At 40.2% G+C, this 17,779-nt stretch carries 15 protein-coding genes; 12 read left to right on the forward strand and 3 right to left on the reverse strand.

What is annotated here, in order from left to right:
* Positions 1-43: 43 nt before the first annotated feature.
* From MSMAS_RS11900 to MSMAS_RS11915, 5 genes are all read left to right on the forward strand, one after another.
* Complete coding sequence (locus tag MSMAS_RS11900; RefSeq protein WP_268745878.1) at positions 44-442, forward strand: C39 family peptidase; 399 nt, start codon at positions 44-46, stop codon at positions 440-442.
* 626 nt (positions 443-1,068) lie between these two features.
* A complete protein-coding gene (locus tag MSMAS_RS17905) occupies positions 1,069-3,366 on the forward strand; it encodes a right-handed parallel beta-helix repeat-containing protein (RefSeq protein ID WP_162197297.1) in 2,298 nt (765 codons plus the stop codon).
* A 450-nt stretch (positions 3,367-3,816) separates the two neighbouring features.
* Positions 3,817-4,056 carry an antitoxin VapB family protein gene (locus tag MSMAS_RS11910; RefSeq protein ID WP_015412573.1) on the forward strand — a complete coding sequence of 80 codons (240 nt, stop codon included), beginning with the start codon at positions 3,817-3,819 and terminating at the stop codon, positions 4,054-4,056.
* Between the two features lie 129 nt (positions 4,057-4,185).
* Positions 4,186-4,434, forward strand: coding sequence for a type II toxin-antitoxin system VapC family toxin (locus tag MSMAS_RS19960; RefSeq protein ID WP_369323965.1), 249 nt, complete (start codon positions 4,186-4,188; stop codon positions 4,432-4,434).
* Positions 4,435-4,492: 58 nt separating this feature from the next.
* Positions 4,493-4,990 carry a GNAT family N-acetyltransferase gene (locus tag MSMAS_RS11915; protein WP_015412572.1) on the forward strand — a complete coding sequence of 166 codons (498 nt, stop codon included), beginning with the start codon at positions 4,493-4,495 and terminating at the stop codon, positions 4,988-4,990.
* A 7-nt stretch (positions 4,991-4,997) separates the two neighbouring features.
* On the opposite strand, the gene hepT is transcribed toward MSMAS_RS11915, so the two are convergent.
* Both hepT and mntA read right to left on the reverse strand, forming a co-directional pair.
* Complete coding sequence (gene hepT / locus MSMAS_RS11920; protein ID WP_050035220.1) at positions 4,998-5,441, reverse strand: type VII toxin-antitoxin system HepT family RNase toxin; 444 nt, start codon at positions 5,439-5,441, stop codon at positions 4,998-5,000.
* A 1-nt stretch (position 5,442) separates the two neighbouring features.
* Positions 5,443-5,889, reverse strand: coding sequence for a type VII toxin-antitoxin system MntA family adenylyltransferase antitoxin (mntA, locus tag MSMAS_RS11925; protein WP_011034390.1), 447 nt, complete (start codon positions 5,887-5,889; stop codon positions 5,443-5,445).
* 307 nt (positions 5,890-6,196) lie between these two features.
* On the opposite strand from mntA, the gene MSMAS_RS11930 reads away from it, so the two are divergent.
* The 3 genes from MSMAS_RS11930 (at position 6,197) to MSMAS_RS11940 (ending at position 15,214) form a co-directional block, all read left to right on the forward strand.
* Complete coding sequence (locus MSMAS_RS11930) at positions 6,197-7,564, forward strand: right-handed parallel beta-helix repeat-containing protein (RefSeq protein ID WP_015412570.1); 1,368 nt, start codon at positions 6,197-6,199, stop codon at positions 7,562-7,564.
* Between the two features lie 907 nt (positions 7,565-8,471).
* Entirely contained in the window at positions 8,472-13,493 is a 5,022-nt protein-coding gene (locus MSMAS_RS11935; protein ID WP_048046579.1) for a PKD domain-containing protein, read from the forward strand.
* Between the two features lie 236 nt (positions 13,494-13,729).
* On the forward strand, positions 13,730-15,214 hold the full coding sequence (locus MSMAS_RS11940) for a WD40 repeat domain-containing protein (protein ID WP_011034387.1): 1,485 nt from the start codon (positions 13,730-13,732) through the stop codon (positions 15,212-15,214).
* A gap of 189 nt (positions 15,215-15,403) precedes the next feature.
* On the opposite strand, the gene MSMAS_RS11950 is transcribed toward MSMAS_RS11940, so the two are convergent.
* The gene (locus MSMAS_RS11950; RefSeq protein WP_011034386.1) at positions 15,404-16,057 is read right to left on the reverse strand and encodes a TatD family nuclease-associated radical SAM protein; all 654 of its coding nucleotides are present in this window, start codon (positions 16,055-16,057) and stop codon (positions 15,404-15,406) included.
* A 310-nt stretch (positions 16,058-16,367) separates the two neighbouring features.
* On the opposite strand from MSMAS_RS11950, the gene rpl7ae reads away from it, so the two are divergent.
* The 4 genes from rpl7ae to ndk are packed head-to-tail and all read left to right on the forward strand — an operon-like array spanning position 16,368 to position 17,667.
* Complete coding sequence (gene rpl7ae / locus MSMAS_RS11955; protein WP_011034385.1) at positions 16,368-16,730, forward strand: 50S ribosomal protein L7Ae; 363 nt, start codon at positions 16,368-16,370, stop codon at positions 16,728-16,730.
* A gap of 24 nt (positions 16,731-16,754) precedes the next feature.
* The gene (locus tag MSMAS_RS11960; RefSeq protein ID WP_011034384.1) at positions 16,755-16,976 is read left to right on the forward strand and encodes a 30S ribosomal protein S28e; all 222 of its coding nucleotides are present in this window, start codon (positions 16,755-16,757) and stop codon (positions 16,974-16,976) included.
* A gap of 19 nt (positions 16,977-16,995) precedes the next feature.
* Entirely contained in the window at positions 16,996-17,184 is a 189-nt protein-coding gene (locus MSMAS_RS11965; RefSeq protein ID WP_011034383.1) for a 50S ribosomal protein L24e, read from the forward strand.
* A gap of 33 nt (positions 17,185-17,217) precedes the next feature.
* Positions 17,218-17,667: a nucleoside-diphosphate kinase gene (gene ndk / locus MSMAS_RS11970; RefSeq protein WP_175413340.1), complete on the forward strand. Its 450-nt coding sequence runs from the start codon at positions 17,218-17,220 to the stop codon at positions 17,665-17,667.
* The last annotated feature ends 112 nt before the right edge of the window (positions 17,668-17,779 follow it).

Raw genomic sequence — 17,779 nt, forward strand, 5'->3', positions numbered from 1 at the left:
AGACAGTAATGGATATCCTAACTTTCCAGGAGAAACTACACTGATAGATGAATTAGCGAACGCAATGGGCACATCATATAAATGGCCATTTGGAGATGGAGCGACTTGGCCATGGAATATTGGACCTGGCATAGAGACGGTTTGTAATAATCATGGATACAGTAATTTTGATGCAAGCTATGTTTGGTACTCAATCCCATGGAACGATGTAAAAAATGAAGTGAATGCCAATAGACCATTTGTTATTTGTATGTTATATGGTGGATTAGGTAGCGGGTACCAGCCAGGTCAAGAATATGGAAACCATTGTGTAACCTGTATTGGATATTCCGATGGTAGTCAGGATTATGTATTCTTACACGATACATGGGATACCGAAAATCATCATTACATAGCTTTTGGCAGTTGGTGGGAAGCTACGGCAATATGGGTGAGACCTTAACCACCCCATATATTTTTATTTAATAGGACTTACGCACTTGAGGATTAAAATCAGCATCAATAGACCTTGCTGTCAAACCATTGATTTAGACAGTTGAAGGTTTAGAGTTGTTGTTTTTAAGTTCAACCGCGTAAGTCCTATTTAATTTAGAACAGGCAAATTTTTCTCAATTGCAGAGCCCTATTATATGGGTAATGAAGAAGGAAAAGTTGATGGCTTAAACAAGGGGAATAAAAAAGAAAAAGGCACTCGTTATTTCCATGGTTTTTAATAAAGCTTCAGTTTCTAAAAAAGATGTTCGATTGATTATTTTTGGATATGGTATTCAGAGAAACAACTTTGGATTTTGAGATGAGTTCTCTTTTCCAATTGTATTTTTCGGCCACTACATGAGATAAAAATTAAAGAGCAGAAAGCGGAGTTCAGTAATAGAAATACAGGTGTTATAATAAAGAGCTTATCCTAAAACTCAAAATCGGCTCTCCGAATCTTGAATCTGAAATAGTCAATCGAGTCACAGATAATGAAAACAATTCTGAAATTTTGACCGATGAAGGGATAAAATATGTTTTGGGATGAGCTCAAATATAAACATACCAATAATGAACCACCGAGAAGGTGACATATTGAAAATTAAAACCTATTCCATTATCGCATTTTCGTTTCTGTTAATATATGCAAACACTGTTGCGGCGGATACGATTACTGTTGATAACAATGGAAATGAAAATTATACCTCTATACAGCAAGCTGTAAACAACTCTGTCGATGGAGACACAATAATTGTTAATAAAGGAACATATATTGAAAACATAGACATAGATAAGAAGTTAGCAATAATCTCAAAGTCGGGAAATCCGGAAGATACAATAATTCAAGCTCTTCATCCATATGATCATATTTTCCATGTAACTGCGAATAACGTGACCATCAAAGGGTTTGGTTTGAAAAATTCCAGCTCAGGAAGTGGAATTTATCTGGACAGTGTGCAATATAACACTGTTGCAAACAACCATTTACAGGCTAATGGGATAGGAATCTATCTCTGGGGTGCTGCTAAAAACAATATACTAATTAATAACACAGCATCAGACAATAGCTGGTCAGGAATCCGATTGTCTCCAGATGACAGTGAGCTTGCAAGCAACAATACACTTATTAATAACACAATGGTCAACAATAAATATAATTTTGAGATTTATACTGGGTATGAAAATGCTAGTATGCAGAACAATATCGATACTACCAATACTGTAAATGGAAAACCTATTTATTATCTTGTAAATGTTTCGAATATTACTTTAAATTCTGCCTCAAATGCTGGGGCTATTTACTGTATCAACTGCCAGAACATGTCAATAAAAGATCAGGTTCTCCAAAATAACTCCCAGAGCATTGCTTTATTTAATACAAGCGATTCAAGGTTTGATAGCAACATCCTATCAAATAACGCCGTTGGAATCATTCTGTTTAACTCAGATAATAACACCGTGTTGAATAATATTGTAGTTAATAATATTATTGGCATTGGAATAGTTAAATCCACTGATAATTATTTAAGTAACAACGTGGCAAATTCTAATATCGTTGGATTTGATGTTCATGAATCAACAAATACTGAATTAAATAACAACACAGCAAATTTTAATAAAGATAACGGCATAACTTTGAGTTCTTCTATACAAAATAAAGTAAATGGAAATATTGCAAATCACAATGGTGGTGGAATTAAATTATTCAATTGCAGTAATAGCTTGCTAAACAATAATATTGCAAATTCAAATAGGTATGCAGGTATTGATCTAGGGAGCTCAAGAGACAACATTCTAACTGATAATATTGCAAATTCAAACAGGGAACATGGCTTTGAACTTGCTGGCTCAGATAACAATACTTTGAGAGGTAATATTGAGAATTCAGATATGGATCATTTACCAGATGATTCTCCTAATCGTACTTCTAAGAATGAGACTAAAGATCAGGATATAGAAAATAAATCTTTCATTGATTCTACAATTTCTGCAATTTTATCCTGGATATATCCCAATAATTCTCCTGATAATGATAGTAATAATTCGATAAATAATTTTCTTGATAATATCAGTGATGATTCAATAAATGTCTACGTACACCCTGGAGACTCGATCCAGCAAGCAATAGACAATTCAAGTTCTGGCGATATTATTGCTGTTCACCCGGGATTATATAAGGAGAACCTTGTTGTGGACGAATCTCTTATTATAATTTCAAAGCCTAGAGAACAGACTGAAACTATAATTCAGGCTGCAGATCCGGAAAAGGATATTTTCCATGTAGTTGCCGACAATGTGACAATTAGCGGGTTCAATGTGACAGGAACAGACAAGTCAGGCATATGTTATACCGGGTCTGGTGGCATTATCGCTGGCAATAAACTGCTTTCTGACAGATACGGAATTTATCTGAAAAAAGCCGAAAACATTACAATTGAAAACAACAATGCATCTCAAAATGGATGTGGAATTTGCTTGACAGACTCCAGCAGAAATAAACTGGTAAATAATGAAGTAAGTTATAATTGGTTCAAGTGGGGAAAGTATAGAAACGGGATCCTTCTTAAAAATTCAAATAACAACAAGCTAACAAGTAATAATGTATCGAGAAACTGGGATGGTATACGCCTCGAAAATTCTTCAAACAATGAACTGAGCAAAAATGCAGTTATAGATGACTATTTCTGTATTAGTCTTAGAGATTCAAATAATAATAAACTTCTTGACAATAACGTCAAATCAATCGGGTACTCATTTGAAATCACGCTGGGGAAATCTCATAATAATACTTTGCGAGGTAACAGTGCAGGCTTTATGACTGAAGTTAAAGTATCGTCTGGTCCTGAGAGTACAAACAATACACTCGAAGGAAAGCAACATATTAGAAGATAAAGCAGCCAATTTTTATTAGATATTACAATTGAACCGAGTTTCTGCAGGTATTTTTAAAACAGTATTTTTCACAAAATCCTCCTATCAATCATGTTATTTTTCATGTATTTTTATCTAAATTGATTATTTGAACTTCCATTATACCTTCTATAAAGCTGTTTACTGATTTATTCCATTTTGAATAGGTTGAATATTTACCATTATTAATTATTTTTTAGCATAATTTTGGATTTAAAAGTATGGTTTCACCAAATGTGTGACTATTTGGCCATAAATAGTAATTTCTTTGATTATTGTACGTATGCTCTTGTGAAATACTTCCAGTTAGAAGAATATACTCAAATTCACATTCTTTGAGAAATTTTTGATTTCTTTTCAGTGTTTATCTATCTTCACCGAGTCGAAAAAACCCGAAAAGTCTTTAATACACATACATACACAGATAGTATCATGCCAACTAGAACGATCTGCATAAGTGAGGAAGCTTATGAAAAGCTTAAAAGCCTAAAAACCACTGAAAAGAACAGCTTCTCAGATGTTATTCTCAAGTACTATCCTAAAAAAAGAAAGCTTTCGGAAGTGCTCGCAGAAATAGGCACCAACCCCGAACTCGCAGATGCAATCGAAAAAGCTTCGAGGGACATGAGAAAAGCAGAGACGAGGAAAGTTGATCTTGATGCCGGTGCTTGATACTTCTTTTATTGTAGATCTCCTGAGAGGCAAAAGAGGAGCTCTTCAGAAACTGGCTGAAATGGAAGCTCAGGAATCCCCTTAAGCAAAACCGAGATTAATGTCATTGAGCTTTATCGGGGAGCTTATCTGTCCAGAAAAACGCATCAAAACCTGGAAGAAATCAAAAAGCTTCTGGAATGCTTTCAGGTTCTGGAGCTAGAAGAATCCGTCTATAAAGTCTTTGCTTCCCTCTCTGCAAATTTACTATCAAAAGGGACATCTATTGGCGCATTCGATGAATTGATAGCTGCCATCACACTTTTTCATGGCGAGAGAATAGTTACCAGAGATAGCCACTTCAAAGAAGTTACAGGGCTTGAAGTGATAGTTTATTGATAAACAGTTAAAATAAGCGTTTGAAAAAGAGCATTATCTTCCCCCGGATGCTGTTAAAATGGATTTTGAATTGCGAAAATGGGAAAAATCCGATGCTGAAAGCTTCTTCAAATATTCCAGCAATCCAAAGATTTTAGAAGATATGAGGGATGCTTTTCCCTCTACCTTAGAGGATTGCAGAAAAACCGTAGAAAACTTTAGCTATAACGATGAATCAAAGCAATGCTGTCGGGCAATTATTGTGAATGGAGAAGCTGTGGGAAGCATTGCCTTATTCATTAAAAACGATGTTTATTGTAGAAGTGCAGAAATCGCATACTGGCTTGGCGAACCTTTCTGGGGCAGGGGAATAATGAGCGAAGCAATAAAACAGCTCTGTCAGACAGCTTTTGAACAATATGATATTGTACGGATATTTGCAGAGCCTTATGCACATAATTTTGGTTCAAGAAAAGCCCTTGAAAAAGCTGGATTTGTTTTGGAGGGCATAATGAAGAAAGGGATTTATAAAAACGGCAATTACTTTGATTATTGTATGTATGCACTAATTAAATGACTTTTAATTATCCAGAATTCTCTACCTCACTTTCCTTCTTCTCAATGTATTCCAGTACATACCCTGCAAATTCCTCAAAATCGCCCAGTCTTTCGGTCAGGAATTCTTTCATTATTCCCAGGTCTACTTCTTCATACATGTGGACAAGCACATTTCTGAACCCTGCAGCAGGTGCGAGCCTCTCTGCAAAATCTCTCGGCAGGATTGAATTTCTTCCCAGGACAAGGAACACACTTCTGTAGTCAACAGGTCTTTCCAGCCCTTCTTCCGAAATTATTATTTCTCCAATGTCGATAGCACTTTCTATTGCCAGCTGAAAGTTTCTTTCAACCGCACTCCGTTTCTCATAATCAGACTCAAGGTTCACAGTTTCGGGATCTATGGATTTTAGATATTTTACGCACCTGCTCATGAAATCCAATTTTCTGATAATGGTCTCCGAATCGGTCATCTCAGGAAAATCCCCTTTTCTTAAATCTTTTAACAAATTCTCTGTTCAGAAAGTCTTCGTGATGCTTCCGGTCATAATACCTGGACATAATATATACTTCCACTTCTACTCTCAAATCGTGATTTTTTTCAAAAATCAGGCAATTAGGCTCAATAACTTTGAAATTAAGCACAGGGGGAGAATCATTCATAACTACCAGATCCAGATTGCTGGTTTGAAGTAAAGTGCTCAGGACACTTATTAGTTCCAGCCTTTTTTCGAACCTCTCTTTTTTGTCCAGCTTTCTGGAAAGATATACACCTACATCGATATCACTGAGAGGACCTGATTTTCCTTTTGCATGAGAACCAAAAAGGTATGCAAGCTCCACATACTCTTGAGATCTGAAAAACTCTGCAAGTCCGGAGACCAGAGTTTCTTTTTCCAGCTTACAAATCTCAGGGATCATTTCATTGTTCTCTATGTCTTATTCTTTCAAATATATTCTGTCGCATTTTCGGTCATATGTTCAGTCACATAGGACAGACCTTAACACAGGTCTCCTTTCATCTCCATTTAAAATTGGAGTTAAGGTTATCATATCTTCCAGTCTTCAATTTTTAATATAAATTGGTATATAAATAATGAATTTAATCTGTATATTAGTATAAATTATAGCAGTTGCACGCAATTATGGCAGTTGCACGCAGCAACCATCGATCTGGAGTTTTCCGTCCTGAATCGATCGGCTGGAAATTATCTGGGGAGGGGCACTTATGAAAAGTATACTTATCGGAGACTGTATCAGAAAACTAACCAGCTCTTTACTGGTCGTTGCTTTGCTTCTTGTTTCTACAGGCGCTGCGGGTGCAGAAGTCATTTACGTTGAGCCCGGAGCTTCAATTCAGGCTGCAGTAAATAACTCTACAACCGGGGACTTTATTATTGTGAAAGCCGGAGAATACGAAGAAAATATTGTTGTCAATGTTTCAGGGGTAACGGTCAGTTCGGAGCCTGAAAAATCTGGTAGCGTTTTTATCAGAGCAGGGGACAGGAATTCCAGCGTTTTTCAGGTTAAGGCCGACAACGTAACTATCAGCGGCTTTAACATAACAGGGTCAGGAGAGTTTTTCAGCACACATGAGGCTTCCAGCCCCAGAGACTCTTTCCCCAAAGACCCGGATGGACAGGGTGTGTCCGATATACCGGAACTTAGAAAAACTTACAGTCTCGGTTCAGGGGAAGTTTTTATCTCCAGATCAACTGAATTTGACTGCCCTCAGGCAGGGATCTGTCTTGATCAGGTTGAAAACTGCACAATCGAAAGAAATCATATTTTTGAAAACCAGTACGGAGTTTACCTTCAGGGCTCCATGAACAATACCCTCTCGAACAATACCTTTTTCAGAAACGGCATCCTGATTGATGAAGGCTGCAGCAGGAATACGGCAGAAAACAACTCCATTGAAGAGGGAAATTTAATTATCGGAGCACACTGCTGGGACAATATTATATCCCGTAATCGGCTTTCAAACGGAGGAGGAATAGGGATCGCATGCTGCGGAGGAGGAAACCTTGTTTCGAATAATGAGATAATTAATTGCAGTACAGGGGTTGATATGTATGACACACAGGCAAGAACCGTCCTCTGTGGAAACCTGATTACGGACTGCGATTATGGTATTTACCTGATCCTTGTCTATGACTCCAGGGTATACAATAACACAATTTCAAACAGCAGCAGGGGCATTTTTTTGAGAGAAAACAGCCAGAATAATGAACTGTCCGGCAACATAATAAACTCCAGCAATGAATCCGGGATCTATTTACTGGACCATTGTGCTGACAACCGTATCTTTAACAACTACTTTAATAATACTGTAAATGTGAAAGCTGAAAACAGCAAAGGAAACAGCTGGAACATTACAAAAGCTCCCGGAATAAATATCGCGGAAGGACCGTACCTTGGAGGCAATTTCTGGGCTGACCTTAACGGAACAGGATATTCTCAAATTGCTGAAGATTCGGACTCTGATGGCATCTGTGACCTTCCTTACAATGTTAACGGATGTGATTATGACTATCTGCCACTTGCCAGACTTCCTTTTTCACCTTCTTTATCCGGAGGAAACCTGAAGTTATGATGAGTATTTAAAAGTCACTCGCAATATTCCGACAAATTATTCGGGAAGCGGTATGAAAAAGAGAATTCCTATTCTACAGGCTGAAAAAGCCTGAAGATTTACTTTACTGAAGGATTTATTCTGTAAAAATATTTACATTATATAAAGAATTACTTCACTGGATGATTAATTCTGTAAGAATATTTACTTTATATAAAGGTTTACTTTATTAGAAAATTTACTTCATAATATGATCATTATTAACAATTTTGCCCGTAATAATCCTTCTTTCAGCTCTGCCGAGCCTTAAATTGAATTAAATTTTTACAATTTTTTAATTAAGTCTATTTTTTAATCAGGTATTATGATGTCAGTTTAATTTTTATCATAGACCTGATTCCTGTGAAGATATAAATCACGATAGCCCTAATTATATACTATTTCAACAAAACTGGACAAGAAGTTGAATTTGAAGATAAATATATTTAGGAGTGTTTCAGGAATAAAGACACTGCCTGAATGTCTGAATTGTTTTAAGACTGAGATCAACAAATTTAATATACTAATTTGATGAAAATAAGAGTTGCTTGTCTTTTTGTGGGGACAAAATTGGGAGCATTTTTAGAATTTAAATTTCATAAAATTTCAGGATAAAAACAGAATATAGAGGATTCCGAATAGCCAGTAAAAGAAAAATTATTGCCGCTGAGTTTACAATTATTTCACACATTTCTGTGAAATCTTCTTTATCCGGTCATCTTCATAGCACATATGATTACGATAAACAGCTTAATTCGAAAAAACCGATCTCAGCAAATTATCAAATTACCCATTACAATAAACAGGTTATCCGTTATAATAAACCGGTAAAATTGAATTTTTTAGATTCTTAACAAATTTATTAATTCATATATTCAGGGGGGCTAAAATGAAAGTAACGAAATGTAATCAAATATTTGGAAAATGTAATCAAATATTTGGGGGGAAAACCTTCAATAAAATTGTCGGGATAACCGCATTTGTTTTTTTAATGTTGATAGGCACCGCAGGAGCCTCAACTTTTGCGTATATTGCAAATTCAGAGAGTGACAACATCTCTGTAATTGACGTCACTTCAAATAAAGTCACAGCTACGATACCTGTAGGGTCCAATCCTATGGGAGCCGTAATTAGCCCGGATGGAACAAAGGTATACGTGGCAAATGCTCATAGCAACGATGTATCCATAATTGACACGGCAACAAATAATGTTATAGCCACGGTACCTGCAGGAAGTTCTCCGCAGGGGGTTGCCGTAAGCCCCGATGGGAAACAGGTTTATGTAACAAACATGGCAAGCAGCACTCTTTCTGTAATTGATACCACATCAAATACCGTTGCAGGCACCGTGAAAACAGGAAAAAGTCCTCTGGGATTGGCCCTGAGCCCGGATGGAAAAAAGTTATATGTAACAAATAATGGGGACAAGACAGTCTCTGTAATTAATACTGTCACAAAAGCTGTTATAAACACGGTATCCGTAGGAAGAAGTCCGAAAGGAATCGCGGTCACACCGGATGGGACAAAGGTGTACGTAGCGAACTTCGACAGCATGAGCATTTCTGTAATTGACACGGTAACAAACAGCGTCATAGACACGGTAAAGGTAGAGGCGGCCCCTTCTGGAATTGCAGTCAACCCTGAGGGAACAAAGGCGTATGTGACAAATGTTGATAAATATTTCAACACTGTTTCTATGATTGACACCGGAACAAACAAAATTACAGCCAGGATACCTGTAGGGCCCGATCCTGCAGGAATTGCTGTCACACCGGACGGAAAAAAGGTATATGTAGCACTCAGCTTCTGTAACACTGTCTCTGTAATTGACACTGCGACCAATACAATTACAGCCACAATGGCTGTAGGAAAGAACCCTTACGCTTCAGGCCAGTTTATAGGCTCCATTCCGGTACAGCCGGTATATCCTTCTGCGGACTTCAAGAGCAATATTACATCGGGTTATATTTTCCTTTCCGAGCCTGTGCAGTTTACTGATTTATCGAAGGATGCGACTGAATGGAAATGGGACTTCGGAGACGGGTCCAGCTCAAAGAAGCAGAACCCCACTCATACTTATTCTGAAACAGGGATCTATACTGTCAGGCTGACGGTAAGCAATTCAAACGGCACAGATTCACAGATCTCCACGGTAAATGTTGTATTGAAAGGCTCTCCCACGCCTTCATATGCATATATTACGGGCCTCAACAGCAACACGGTTTCTGTATTTAACACAGGAAATAATACCCTTGCAAAAACAGTGCCGGTTGGAAACGATCCTATGGGAGTTGCAATCAGCCCGGATGGGACAAGAGTATATGTCACAAATACCAACTACGGCTACCGTGGTAGTGTCTCTGTAATTGATACAGCTCGGGGAGAGGTTATAACCATTGTAGATGTGGGAAACAAATACAGTCCCTGTGGAATTGCAGTCACGCCGGATGGGAAAAAACTGTATGTGTCGGATCGTGATATTAACGGCGTCTCGGTAATCGATACATCTACAAACACAGTTACAGCCACGGTTCCTGCCGGGATTAACCCTCTGGGGGTTGCAATCACGCCTGATGGAAGAAAAGCATATGTTGCGAACCGTTATAGCAATAATGTTTCCGTGATTGACACCGTAACAAACAATGAAATAGCAGCTGTTAAAGTCGGAACCGGTCCCTGTGGAGTTTCATTCAATCAGGATGGAACACGGCTTTATGTGACGAATTGTGAAAGCAACAGTGTTTCTGTAATTGACACGGCGACCAACACGGTTACTGATACATTGGCTGTAGAAAAATGGCCTCTGGGAGTTTCGGTCAGCCCGGATGGAACAAAAATATATGTTGCAAATGAACGAAGTAATAATGTCTCCGTAATCGACGCTGAAACAAAAAATGTTACAGCTGCCATAAAAGTCGGCAGAAGCCCTTATGGGATTGCAGTCACGCCGGACGGGACAAAGGTGTATGTAGCGAACTGCGGTAATAATGAGAATCTCGGAAAAACCATTTCCATAATTGATACAGCTACAAACAGGGTTATAGCTACGGAAAAAGCAGGTTTCAGCCCTGTTGCTTTCGGCCAGTTTATGGCCCCTCTCCCGGCACAGCCGTTATTTCCTGCTGCAAACTTCAGCAGCAATCTAACAGCCGGTTATGCTCCCCTTTCAGTCCAGTTTACGGATTTCTCAAGGAATGCGGAAGGGTGGAAATGGGACTTTGGAGACGGGTCGAGTTCAGCACATCAAAATCAGGTATATACCTATTCCAGAGCAGGAAATTACAATGTAACGCTTAAAGTAAACAATAAAAACGGCACTGATTCAAAATTAGCCACGATAACCGTTCTGGCACAGCCGGTATTTTCTGCTTCCCAGGTTTCAGGAAAAACACCTCTCAGCGTTAGTTTTACCGACCAGAGCACAGGATCTCCAGCAGAATGGAACTGGACTTTTGGAGACGGAACTTATTCAACGGAAAAGAGTCCGGTTCACATATATAAAAAACCGGGAAGATATCCTGTTACTCTGACATTAAACGAAACAGGGAACAGGACTGCAGTGACGAAATCCGGATATATTATTGTTTCAAATGGTTTTGAAACCCCTGTAGCTGCTTTTTCTGCTTCTCCGTCTTCAGGAAAAGCACCTCTAGCAGTTAAATTTACTGATGAGAGTACAGGAGCTCCAACCTCGAGGAAGTGGAATTTTGGAGACGGTACGCGTTCAACCGCAGAGAATCCCACACATACATACGACAAAGCAGGGTTATACACTGTTACATTGACAGTAAGCAACGAAAAAGGCAGCAATACCCTGACAAAATCCAGTTATATTATTGTTTCAAACGCTCTAAATGGGCCTGTAGCCAGCTTCTCTGCATCTCCAGCTTCAGGAAAAGCTCCACTCAGTGTTAGTTTTACAGGCCAGGGAAAAGGAGCTCCAACTGAATGGAAATGGTCTTTTGGAGACGGGAATACCTCAACAGACAAAAACCCGGTATACACATTCAATAAATCGGGGCTTTACTCCGTTAAATTGACAGCAAGTAATGAAAAAGGCAGCAATACCCTGACAAAATCCAGCTATATCGCTGTCGCAGGCATTTCGAATACTCCCGTAGCCAGCTTCTCTGCATCCCCTGTTACAGGAAATGCGCCCCTCAATGTCCGTTTTACCGACAGGAGCACAGGGTCACCAGCTTCATGGAAATGGTATTTTGGAGATGAAACTAACTCAACAGAAAGGAATCCTGTGCACACATACAATGAATCAGGGCTATATTCTGTTACATTAACGGCAGGTGGTGCAGGAGGAACCAATTCTCTGACAAAAACCGGATTCATTGCTGTCTCAGGACCTTTATTTAGCACTCCGGTTACCAGTTTCTCTGCATCCCCTGTTACAGGAAAAGCACCTCTTACGGTCAGTTTCACGGACCAGAGCAAAGGATCTCCGGATACATGGAAATGGTCTTTTGGAGATGGGAACGATTCAACAGAGAAAAATCCTGTACACACATACAATAAAGAGGGGAATTACACTGTTGCTCTGACAACAACCAGTCAGGGAGGCAGCAACAGGGTTCAGATATCCAGATACATAAGTGTAACTTCTGAAAACAGTATTGTGCCACAGAAAACAGTAGATGCTGTCCCTGTCACTGCCTTTTCAGCAACTCCAGCTATAGGAAGTGTGCCTCTTACTGTCAGCTTTAAAGACCAGAGTACAGGGGCGCCGACCGCATGGAAATGGACTTTTGGAGACGGGGGCAATTCAACAGAAAAGAATCCTGTGCATACATATAATAAAGCAGGAAAATACAATGTTACGTTAACAGCAAGCAATGCAAATGGCAACAACGCGCTGACAAAAACTGGATATATTTTAGTCTCAGGCGTTTCAGATGCTCCTCTTTCCAGATTCTCTGCATCTCCTACTTCGGGAAAAGCACCTCTTACGGTCAGCTTTACTGACCAGAGTACAGGGGCTCCGGCTGCATGGAGATGGACTTTCGGGGACGGAAGCGGTTCAAGAGAGAAGAACCCTGTACACACATACAATGAATCAGGGCAATATACTGTCACATTAACAGCAAGTAATGCAAACGGCAGTAACGCATTGACAAAATCCCGATATATTGTGGTCTCGAGCACTCAAAGCGGTCCTGTTGCCAATTTCTCTGCATCGCATGTTACAGGAAAAGCGCCTCTTACTGTAAGTTTTACTGACCAGAGCACAGGGGCTCCGGATTCCTGGAAATGGGCTTTCGGGGATGGAAACAATTCAATAGAAAAGAATCCTGTATATACTTACAATAAAACAGGGCTTTATTCCGTAACATTGGCAGTAAGTAACGAAAACGGCAGTAATTCGTTAACCAGGACAGGATATATTGCTGTCTCAGATGCATTGAATACACCGGTTTCCAGCTTCTCTGCATCTCCATCTTCAGGGAACGTCCCTCTTACTGTCAGTTTTACTGACCAGAGCACAGGGGCGCCAGGCTCATGGAGATGGACTTTTGGGGATGGAAGCAATTCAACAGAAAAGAATCCTGTACATATATACAATAAGTCAGGACTTTATTCTGTTGCATTGACAACAAGTAATGAAAACGGAAGTAATTCATTAACCAGGACAGGATATATTGCTGTTTCAAACTCTCTTACGGCTGCTTTCTCTGCATCTCCAGCCTCAGGGTCTGAACCTCTCACTGTCAGTTTTATTGACAAAAGCACAGGATCGCCAGATGCATGGAGATGGACGTTTGGAGACGGAGGCAGTTCAACAGAGAAAAACCCTGTATATACATACAATAGAACAGGACAATATACTGTTAGTTTAACAGTAAATAATTCGGAAAGCACCAGTTCTGAAACCAGGTCCAGATATATTATAGTCAGCAAGTGAATTCCGGATAGAAAAAAGGCTTTGTAGGAACCTATATACACAATATCAAAGGGGATAAAAAGATAAAAAGCCCTGATATCCAGTTAAATTAATTGAAACTGGCTTTTTTAGAGGTTTCTACAGGCATTTCTTTTTTTATTTTTTTTGGTTTAATCTCATTATATACCTAAATTTACATCTGGAAAACAACTGTATCAAAAAATTCATGTGTAATAAAGTACTTCATTATAAATTATATGAATCATTTATCGGGAATAAATTTAATTCTGGCACTGGGTCTGTTTTTTTGCTTTATTTCGAGTGCTGAAGCCGCAGACCCACTTGCTTTGGATGACGGAGATGTGAATCTTTCGGAACTCAGGGCTTTTGACCTGCTGGGCAGATGTGAAACAGGGTCTATAGTAAATACTGTATCACTTTCTTCTACAGGCAATTATCTTGCAGCCGGAGGGTTTGATCACAAAGTTTATTATTATGATTCCAGGGGGACGCAACTATGGAATTATACTACAGGAGATATTGTTTATACTGTATCGATTTCTTCAGATGGATCTCGAATTGCAGCAGGAAGCAATGATAGAAAAGTGTACTTCTTTAACCGGGAAGGAGAACTCCTGTGGAGCCGAAAAACCGGAGGCAATATTAATAGTGTAGCAGTCTCTTCTGAAGGGCTTTACATTGCAACAGGCGGCGAGGACGGAAAGGTATATTTCCTGGACAAAGATGGTAAACTTTTATGGAGCTTTAATTCAGGAGATGCTGTCCGCAGCGTAGCTATTTCCAGAGACGGGGATTACGTGGCAACAGGAAGCGCTAATAATTATGTTTACCTCCTTGACAGTGAGGGAAAAACCCTCTGGGGGAAAAAAACAGGAAGCCTGATCAACAGTGTAACCATGACCCCTAATGCTTACTATGTGGCTGCAGGAGGGTCCAATTATAACGTTTATCTTTTTGACCGTAAAGGGGAATTTTCATGGATGCATAATCCCGGTTACTGGGTCAGCAGTGTTTCTTTAAGCAGCAATGGATCCCATCTAGCTGCAGGAAGTTTCGACGACAGGATTTACCTCTTCAACCTTACAGGCGCAAAACTATGGGACTACCAGGTAAAAGATGACGTTTATGCTGTGGAGATAGCGCCGGATTCATCTTTCATTGCAGCCGGGAGCTGGGACGATAGCATCTATGCACTTAATATGAGCGGAAAAGAACTCTGGAACTGCAGCTGCGGAGGGAACATCAACAGCCTGGATGTTTCACGCGACAGTTCGACCATTGCTGCAGGGAGTGAAGCAGGAGCAGTATATATATTTAAACGGAACGCAACCGCTTTTGCACTGCTATCCGGGGATGCAAGTTTCCTGCCAGAAGAGCCTGTAAAGACAGAAGATTCCTCTCTTGAAGAAAATATCCAGCCCGTAGAAGAAACCCCCGTAGATACAGGAGGTATTGAAAACCTGGTAGAAGATGCTGCAGCTTCATCAGGTGATAAGAAAGAAAACATAAAAACCGGGGGTAAGCTGGGAATGGAGGAGTTGCCTTCAGAAAAAAGTTCTTCAAGCATTTTTGGGATATTTGATTCAATAAAGTTTCCGCTTGCCCTTCTGATCGGGTCCATGGCAGGTACGGTTTTCTTCTTAAAAAGAAGGCTTACCAAACGTCAGGAGATGGATGAGAATACCGAGGACTTTGAAAACCTTGAAGAGAGTGATACATGAGGGAATGATTGAGAAACACATAGGGATAACTCCGGAAAGGAGTTTCCCAAAAACAGAACATTTTCTGCAATATTTAATTTTGAATGGAATGACGGACCCTGAAATGAACTGCAAAACATGCTGTAAACTTTATTATACTTTTTTATCTTTTCTTACACAGAAAGCCCTGATTTTTAGTTGAAATTTTAATTATTCCCTTATTTCTTGACTTGCAGCCTCCGAGAGTAACCTGATATGGAAATCCGAACCGAGTTCCTCTGAGACCTTTCTGCATTTTTCCACATCAATTTCGGGGATTTTAACAACCGTAACCCTTGTTGAGATTCCTGCTTCTTTTGCTCCTCTTACAAAATCGAGCATAGCTCTGTAAGCGTTTTTATGGACAGGCCTGCAGAGTTTGTTGTATTTTTCCTCGGACTCGGCATTAAGGCTAACTGAAACCGAATCCAGACCAGCTTTTTTCAATTCTGCAATGACGTCCAGTTTAGGGTTAATCAGGGCAGCATGCCCGTTGGTATCAAGTCTTACCCTTAATCCCTGGTTTTTAAGCCAGCGAGTAACTGCCAGCACAACATCTAACCTGAGGGTAGGCTCTCCAAGCCCTGTGAACACGATTTCCCTGTACTTTGAAAGGTCAAGCCCTTCAAGGGCTTCGATGATCTCTTCCGTTGACGGTTCTTTTGAAAGCCTCAGGTTGTACCCATAAACACCGTCTGCAAAGTTACGGATGCAGAAAATACAATCCGCACTGCAGCGGTTTGTGAGGTTCAGGTAAAGATTATTATGGGCTTCATAATAGATTGTGTTCATACAGATCAAAATCCTTACATTCCTTATAATCATGACGCATTTGTTAATTTTCGACTTATGGCGGAAGCTTTTCTTATATATTCCTATTTTTGCCGTCTCGCTCCCGGCATCTGTCTATTATCCTTTTTTTTCAAGCAGAAGGTTTATAGGTGAGTATGTACTTTTAAGGTTCATTCTGCAGCATTTAGCTAGCAGTATCTATGTTTCAACTCATTTACTCTCCGCATTGAAGCACTTCAGGTTCTTTTCTTAGAATTTGAATTTTCGATGTTGACAGATATGTGTTAAAAACCTATGATTGATGAAAAATTGCGAGATCCGCAATTTCGAAGGAGAAACTTAAATGGCACAATTAGCTAAATTCGATGTTCCTGAAGAACTTACAAACAAAGCACTTGAAGCTCTGGAACTTGCCAGAGACACAGGAAAGATTAAAAAGGGCACAAACGAAGCCACAAAAGCAATCGAAAGAGGCAATGCAAAGCTTGTCCTGATTGCCGAAGATATCGAGCCTGCAGAGATTGTCGCTCACATCGGCCCTCTTTCCGAAGAAAAGAAAGCTCCCTATATCTACATCAAGAACCAGAAAGACCTCGGCGCAGCCAGCGGACTTGGAGTCTCCTGTGCAACCGTGGCAATTGTAGATGCAGGCAAGGCAGCTGAAATGATTCAGGACATCGCTCAGAAGCTTGACGCTCTTAAATAACCCTGATAACAGAAGGTGCTGATTATGGCTGAAGAAAGCACAACAGGCGGCTTTGCTGCCGAAGTTATTGACGTTATCGGGAACACAGGTATGCATGGTGAAGCAAGCCAGATCCAGTGCAGGGTTCTGGAAGGCAGAGACAAAGGTCGAGTAATCACAAGAAACTGTGTTGGCCCTGTCCGCATCGGTGATATTCTGATGCTTCTGGAAACGTCAAGAGAAGCAAAGAAACTGACTACCAGGTAAAAATAGTAGGTGAAAATAAATGGAACAGAGGAAATGCTATTTTTGCGGACAGATGCTGGAGCCTGGTACCGGTAAACTCTACATCAAGAAAGACGGCTCCACTTATTTCATGTGCTCTTCCAAGTGCATGAGCAACTTCGCTCTTGGCAGGCTTCCGCGCCGCACCGAGTGGACTGAGAAAGGCAAAATCCAGCTGAAAAAAGCATAAATGCCTGTTAGTTCGAATACAGAAGGTGTGCATATGGAACAGACATACGTGATGGTAAAGCCTGACGGAGTCCAGCGCGGGCTGGTCGGAGAGGTAATTTCCAGGATCGAAAAGAGAGGCTTGAAGATTGTTGCCCTCAGGATGAACGTTATCGCCGAAGCTACTGCAAAGGAACACTACGGTGAGCACGCTGCAAGGCCATTTTTCCCCTCCCTTATCGAGTTCATTACCTCAGGTCCTTCGGTCTCGATGGTAGTTGCAGGAAAGGATGCAATAAAGGTAATGAGAGCAATAAACGGGGCTACAAACCCTGTGGATGCAGCTCCCGGAACTATCCGTGGAGACTTTGCTCTTGACGTGGGAAGGAACGTGGTTCATGCCTCCGACTCCCCTGAAGCTGCAGCAAGAGAGATTGCAATTCACTTTAAGGACTCCGAAATCGCGAATTATTCCAGAGTCGATGAGGTCTGTCTGTACGAGTAATGCAGGTATATCAAATCCTTTTTCGTGTATCCAGAGTTATCCGGATATGAATTCAGGCATTTGTTTATCCTTACCTGCAAAATGGGTCCTTCCGGGGAAACCTGGGCCCTTC

The sequence above is a fragment of the Methanosarcina mazei S-6 genome (genome assembly GCF_000970205.1).
GTDB classification, from domain to species: domain Archaea; phylum Halobacteriota; class Methanosarcinia; order Methanosarcinales; family Methanosarcinaceae; genus Methanosarcina; species Methanosarcina mazei.

What these genes read in the sequence shown, in the direction of transcription:
- MSMAS_RS11910 (WP_015412573.1), top strand. Translation starts at nt 3,817, where the DNA reads ATGCCAACTAGAACGATCTGCATAAGTGAGGAAGCTTATGAAAAGCTT.
- MSMAS_RS11915 (WP_015412572.1), top strand. Translation starts at nt 4,493, where the DNA reads ATGGATTTTGAATTGCGAAAATGGGAAAAATCCGATGCTGAAAGCTTC.
- hepT (WP_050035220.1), bottom strand. Translation starts at nt 5,441, where the DNA reads ATGACCGATTCGGAGACCATTATCAGAAAATTGGATTTCATGAGCAGG.
- mntA (WP_011034390.1), bottom strand. Translation starts at nt 5,889, where the DNA reads ATGATCCCTGAGATTTGTAAGCTGGAAAAAGAAACTCTGGTCTCCGGA.
- MSMAS_RS11930 (WP_015412570.1), top strand. Translation starts at nt 6,197, where the DNA reads ATGAAAAGTATACTTATCGGAGACTGTATCAGAAAACTAACCAGCTCT.
- MSMAS_RS11935 (WP_048046579.1), top strand. Translation starts at nt 8,472, where the DNA reads ATGAAAGTAACGAAATGTAATCAAATATTTGGAAAATGTAATCAAATA.
- MSMAS_RS11940 (WP_011034387.1), top strand. Translation starts at nt 13,730, where the DNA reads ATGAATCATTTATCGGGAATAAATTTAATTCTGGCACTGGGTCTGTTT.
- MSMAS_RS11950 (WP_011034386.1), bottom strand. Translation starts at nt 16,057, where the DNA reads ATGATTATAAGGAATGTAAGGATTTTGATCTGTATGAACACAATCTAT.
- rpl7ae (WP_011034385.1), top strand. Translation starts at nt 16,368, where the DNA reads ATGGCACAATTAGCTAAATTCGATGTTCCTGAAGAACTTACAAACAAA.
- MSMAS_RS11960 (WP_011034384.1), top strand. Translation starts at nt 16,755, where the DNA reads ATGGCTGAAGAAAGCACAACAGGCGGCTTTGCTGCCGAAGTTATTGAC.
- MSMAS_RS11965 (WP_011034383.1), top strand. Translation starts at nt 16,996, where the DNA reads ATGGAACAGAGGAAATGCTATTTTTGCGGACAGATGCTGGAGCCTGGT.
- ndk (WP_175413340.1), top strand. Translation starts at nt 17,218, where the DNA reads ATGGAACAGACATACGTGATGGTAAAGCCTGACGGAGTCCAGCGCGGG.